Source organism: Nonomuraea sp. MG754425, from assembly GCF_021699195.1.
Taxonomy (GTDB): Bacteria; Actinomycetota; Actinomycetes; order Streptosporangiales; family Streptosporangiaceae; genus Nonomuraea.
This window is the reverse complement of sequence record NZ_SSXE01000332.1, coordinates 1-5,483: the sequence shown is the minus strand read 5'-3', so window position 1 is coordinate 5,483 and position 5,483 is coordinate 1. Positions and strand designations below refer to the sequence as shown.

Genomic DNA, 5,483 nt, shown 5'->3' with positions numbered 1-5,483 from the left:
GAATGGGCCGGGGCGGGCAGGTCGGCCGCCCCGAAGGGGGCGGCGGGGTCGTGCCGGGCGACCAGCGGGGGGCCGTGGCTGATCCCGGCGAAGTCGGCGGGCGTGCTCATCACGTCGAGGTCGCCGGTGCGCATGAGCGCCCACAGGCCCATCGGGTCCACGCAGTCGAGCGTGAGCGAGTCGTGGCGGCCACGGTAGATCGGGTCGAGGAAGATGCGGTTGACGATCGCGTCCAGCCGGTCGGCGGCGGCGCGGTCCGCGGCCGAGTCGCTCGCCGCGACGATGTCGGTGACGGTGTTGGCGATCCCGACCTTGGCGGCCGGGTCCGCCCGGCGGATGCGCACGGTGGCCAGGCCGTGGGCCAGGGCCAGGTGGTGCGCCGCCGCGACGGCGGCCGTCAGGTCGGTGCGCCCGGGGGCGTGCGTGCCGTATCCGTAGCCGAGGAAGGCGGACGACCACGGCTCGTTGAGGGTGATCCAGTGGGTGACGAGGTCACCGAGGGCCGCCACCGTCCGCCCGGCGTACTCGGCGAAGCGCAGGGCGGTCTCCCGCTCAGTCCAGCCGCCCTCCGCCTCGAGCGCGGCCGGCAGGTCCCAGTGGTAGAGGGTGACGTACGGCTCGATGCCGCGGGCCCGCAGCCCGCTGAGCAGCGCCCGGTAGAAGCGCACTGCCTCCGGGTTCAGCTCGCCCCGGCCGTCCGGCTGCAGTCGTGGCCAGGACACCGACAGCCGGTAGCCGCCGACCTTGAGCGAGGCGAGCAGGTCGAGGTCGGACTCCCAGCGGCGGTGGTCGCCGGTGTGCTCGTCGCGGGCCGTGCCGTGTGCGCGGCGGAAGGCGTCCCAACTGCACGCGCCCCGGCCCGCGGAGCCCTCGCTCGGGTACGCCGCCGACGACAACCCCCAGGTGAAGGTGTCGGGGAAGGCGCGTACGCCGGGACGGTGCTGTGCTCCGGGCTTCGCGTCCATGACGGCGACCCCTCTGCCGCTTATTTGACAGGGCTTAGGCTAAGTCGTAGACAAAGTCGGCGCAAGCGTTCACCATCACGAGTGAGACCTGATCCAGGAGGGTGAACATGGATCGTCGCCGGCCCGCCGCAGCCCTGGCCGTCGTTGTCACCGCCGCGACCCTCGTGACGACCGCGCAGCCCGCGGCCGCCTTCGACGCCACCGACTTCCTCAAGGTCAGCGGCTCGGTGCTGAAGAACGACTCGGGCACGGGGGCGACCGTCGCGCTCCGGGGCACCAACCTCGGCGGCTGGCTCGCCCCCGAGGACTGGATGTCGCCCCTCGGGGAGTTCGCCCTCGACCGGACCGGCTGGAGCGCCACCGCCTCCGCCGGGAACGCCGCGCTCGCCCTCGACGGCGACGACGCCACCGGCTGGTCCACCGGCGCCCCGCAGACCGGCGCCGAATGGCTGCGGGTGGACCTCGGGGCCGTCTCCCGCTTCAACCGCGTCACCTTCAACCACACCGAACTCGCCGCCGGCGGCCACGCCCGCGCCTACACCGTCGAGGTCTCCTCGAACGGCACCTCCTGGACGGGCGTCGCGAGCGGCGCGGGCAGCGCCGCGAGCCCGGTCACCACGGCCTCCTTCACCCCCGTCACCGGCCGTCACGTCCGGGTCAGGCAGACCGGGAGCGCGGCGGGGGAGGCGTGGGCGGTCGGCGAGCTCAACGTGTTCAACGACGCGGCCTCCTTCGACCGGGGCCAGTGGACCGTCACCGCCTCGCAGGGCGTGGACGTCCCCCTGATGCTCGACGGCGACCCCGCCACCCGCTGGAAGAGCGGCGCCGACCAGGCCCCCGGCATGTGGGTCCAGCTCGACCTGGGCGCCCGGATGACGATCAACAACGTCACCCTCGACGGGCAGAAGAACGCCGCCTGGGAAGGCGACTTCCCGCGCGGCTACGCCGTCCGCCTCTCCGACGACGGCTCCATCTGGCGGCAGGTCGCCACCGGCACGGGCACCGTCAAGGCCACCAACATCAGCTTCCCCGCCGCCGGCGGGCGCTACGTCCGCGTCGTGCAGACCGGGAGCGGCGACAGGTGGTGGTCCGTCGGCGAGCTGTCGGTGGGGCTGCACAACGACGACCACGGCCTCCAGCTCACCCTCGACCAGCGCTTCGGCGCCGCCGGCGGCGAGGCCGTGCGCGACGCCCACCGCGACACCTGGATCACCGAGGCCGACCTCGACCGCATCGACGCCCTCGGGCTGAACCTCGTCCGCCTGCCCATCGGCTGGACGACCCTGCTCAACACCGACGGCACCTGGAAACCCGACCCCTGGGCCAGGATCGACTGGACGGTGGACCAGCTCGCCGAGCGCGGCATCTACACCCTGATCGACCTGCACACCGTGCCCGGCGGCGGCTGCCCGTGGGCGAGCTGCGGCCGCATCGGCCCCAACCCCAACGGCTTCTGGGGCACCCAGGCCCACCAGGACCGGGTGCGGGACGTCTGGGAGGCCATCGCCACCCGTTACCGGGGCAACCCGGCCGTCGCGGGCTACGACCTGATCAACGAGCCGCTCATCGACCAGGACGAGGACGCCGACGACGTCGCCGCCAAGAGCGCCTACTACGACCGGCTCTACGACGCCGTCCGCGCCGTCGACCCCGACCACGTCATCGTCATGGGCGCGTTCTTCGGCTACGACCGCATCGCCCCGCCCGCCACCCATGGCTGGACCAACGTGATGTACCAGCTCCACCCGTACGCCATGCAGCAGGGGCAGCCCGAGGACTGGAACGCGCAGGACTGGCTCGTCTCCAACGAACTCGGCCAGTTGCCCGGCCGGCTCGCCTCACCGGGCGTGCCCGTCCTGTTCGGGGAGTACTCCCTGTACTCCTACGACGACGTGTGGGCCCGCTGGATGGCCGGGATCAACGCCCAGCGGCAGTCCTGGACGAGCTGGACGTACAAGGTCAGGGGCGGTGACGCCGACGACCAGCGGTTCTGGGGCGTCTACTACGACAGGTCCGCGCCCGTCCCCGTGATCAACAGCGACGGTTCCGCCACGTTCGCCCGCAAGCTCCGGCGCTTCGACACCAGCACCTTCACCAGGAACGACCGGCTGGCCGCGCTTGTCACCAAGTACTCCGGCGGCCTGGGCACCTTCGACCCCGTGCCCGTCGGCAGGACCGGCTGGACCGCCACCGCCTCGGCGACCGGCCCCACCGGCACGCCGGCCGGTGGCATCGACGGCGATCCCGCCACCCGCTGGAACACCGGCGCGGACCAGACGCCCGGCCAGTGGTACCGCATCGATCTGGGCGCCCAGCGCACCGTCGCCCTGGTCACCGTGCAGACCCCCGGCGACCGCCGCTACGACGCCCCGCGCGGCTACCGGCTGGAGCTCTCCGCCGACGGCCTCACCTGGACGACCGCGGACTCCGGGCGCGGCTTCGGCTGGAAGCAGGCCATCAGCGTGCCCCCGCAGCAGGCCAGGTACGTGCGGATCACGCAGACCGGGACGGGCGACAGGTACTGGTCGATCGACGAAGTGATGATCTACTCCGCGTACTGAGCGGATGTCGTCGCCGTCGGCCGGTCCGCCGCCGCCGATTTTCCCGTGCTATCCGCTCGACCGTCCCTACTGGCCTCCGACGCGGGTCGCCGCCAGTTGCGCCGAATGCAACGAGGTGGGGCACCGGGGGCGGCCAACTCAACCGCGGCCGCCCCATCCGGCCGCTCGCCTGACCTCGTGAGACGCGCGCTCCTGGCCTGATGCAGGGCGACGGACGCCCGGTGTCAGGCCGCGAGTCACCGCAGCGCTTCCCTCAGGCGGGCGGCGAGCTGGCCCCGCGCGGTCACGCCGAGCTTGCGGAACATCCCCGACAGGTACGAGCCGACCGTGCGCGCCGACAGGTGGATCTGCGCGCCGATCTCCCGGTTCGACAGCCCCGCCGCGGCCAACTCCGCGATCCGCAGCTCACGCGGCGAGAGCACGTCCTCGGCCGGTGACCGGGCCGCGCCGCCCGGCCGGCCCCGTCCGGGGTCGGCCCACAGCGTGGCCCCGAGGCGGCGCGCCGTCTCCCGTGCCGCGTCCCGCGCCGTCCTGGACTCCGGCAGGCGGCCCCGGCGGCGCAGCCAGTCCGCATAAGCCAGTTCGGTGGCCGCCCGCACCAGCGGCCAGCGGGCCAGGTCCATGCCGAGTGCCACGCGGAACAGCTCTCCGGCAGCCTCGTCCGGGGCCAGCACCGCCCGCGCGTACGGGAGTTGCACGTGCAGCAGCGCCGCCGAGGCGATGCCGGCCACGTCCTCCAGCTTCGCCAGCACGTCCCTGGCCTCCTCCAGGCGGCCGGCCCGCACCGCCGCGGTCACGTACGGGATCACCGCGGAGAACGCCTCCCTGCCCAGCGCCGCGATCGGCTTGGCGAACAGCGGCCACAACTCCTCGTGCGCCCGGTCGTGACGGCCCGCGGCCAGCCAGCCGAGCCCCCTGGCCAGCCGGACGCCCGCCACCAGGTCGAAGCGGCGCGTCCCGTCGGCCCTGGCGGCCAGTTTCAGCGCCCGCTCGGTGTCGCCGCGCAGCCCGGCGGCGACCGCCTCGGCCGCCGTGAGGGCGTCGGCCCAGCCGGGCTGCCGCGTCCCGGCCAGCACCAGGCGCGCCTCCTCGGCCGCCCGCGCCGCCCGCTCGCCGTCGCCGAGCAGGCACAGGTTCGCCATCCGCAGGATGAGCACCTGCGCCAGCGGGCCGGCGCGACCCTGATCGCGCAACGTCGCCTCGGCCCGGCCCAGCAGCGCGACGGCCTTGACCGGCTCGCCGATCGCGTGCGCGGCGACGCCCAGCAGCCGCAGCCCCTCCGCGTCCGGCAGGCCCGACACGGCGGCGGTGGCGGGCAGCCGCTCGCCCACCGCCTGGTTCCTGAGCACCGGTTCGGCCAGCGCCAGCGCCGCGATGTGCCGGGGGTCGGCCGCGCTCGCGGGCACGACGGCGGCCAGCACGTCGGCCGTCGCGGCCACGACGGCCTGCGCCGCCGGGCCCGGCGCCGTGCGCTGGATCCGCAGCGCGGCCCCCAGCAGCAGGTCCAGCGCGGCCTCGGTGTCGCCGGTCGCGGCCGAGCGTCTCGCGATCGTGCACAGCCGCGTGACCCGCGCCTGGTCGGGTGCGGTGTCCTCGTCGCAGACGTCGCGCAGCCACTCCAGCCTGGTGTGGTCCGCGACCGTGAGGCCCGCGCGCTCGGCCGCGTCCAGCAGGTCGTGGACGACGTGCGGGCGGCCCAGCCCGTGCGCGAACCGGGCGGCGGCCAGCAGCCTGCGTGCCCGGAGGACGCCGTCCGGGGTGAGCCGGGCGGACAACTCGAGCGCCCACACCACGGGCGCGACACCCCGGCGGTTGGGCGTGCGCGGCCGCACGTCGGCCAGCGCATCGGCCAGCGCGTGAGCCGGCTCATCGCCCCTTGCTCCGGTGAGCCGCCCGGCCTGACCGCCGACCGGCTCACCGACCGGTTGGTCGGCGGGCGGGCCGTCCGGCCCGGGGG

At 74.7% G+C, this 5,483-nt stretch carries 3 protein-coding genes; 1 reads left to right on the top strand and 2 read right to left on the bottom strand.

Features of this window, described 5'->3' with window-relative positions; all coding sequences use genetic code 11:
* On the bottom strand, positions 1-965 hold a 965-nt coding region (locus FAF44_RS51730; RefSeq protein ID WP_237110865.1), incomplete at its 3' end, for a family 1 glycosylhydrolase.
* A gap of 107 nt (positions 966-1,072) precedes the next feature.
* Here FAF44_RS51730 and FAF44_RS55535 point away from each other — a divergent pair.
* Complete coding sequence (locus FAF44_RS55535) at positions 1,073-3,526, top strand: discoidin domain-containing protein (protein ID WP_272896203.1); 2,454 nt, start codon at positions 1,073-1,075, stop codon at positions 3,524-3,526.
* Positions 3,527-3,762: 236 nt separating this feature from the next.
* Here the strand turns inward: FAF44_RS55535 and FAF44_RS51715 are convergent.
* Positions 3,763-5,483, bottom strand: a 1,721-nt coding sequence (locus FAF44_RS51715) for a LuxR family transcriptional regulator (protein WP_237110864.1), incomplete at its 5' end; no start/stop codon positions are given.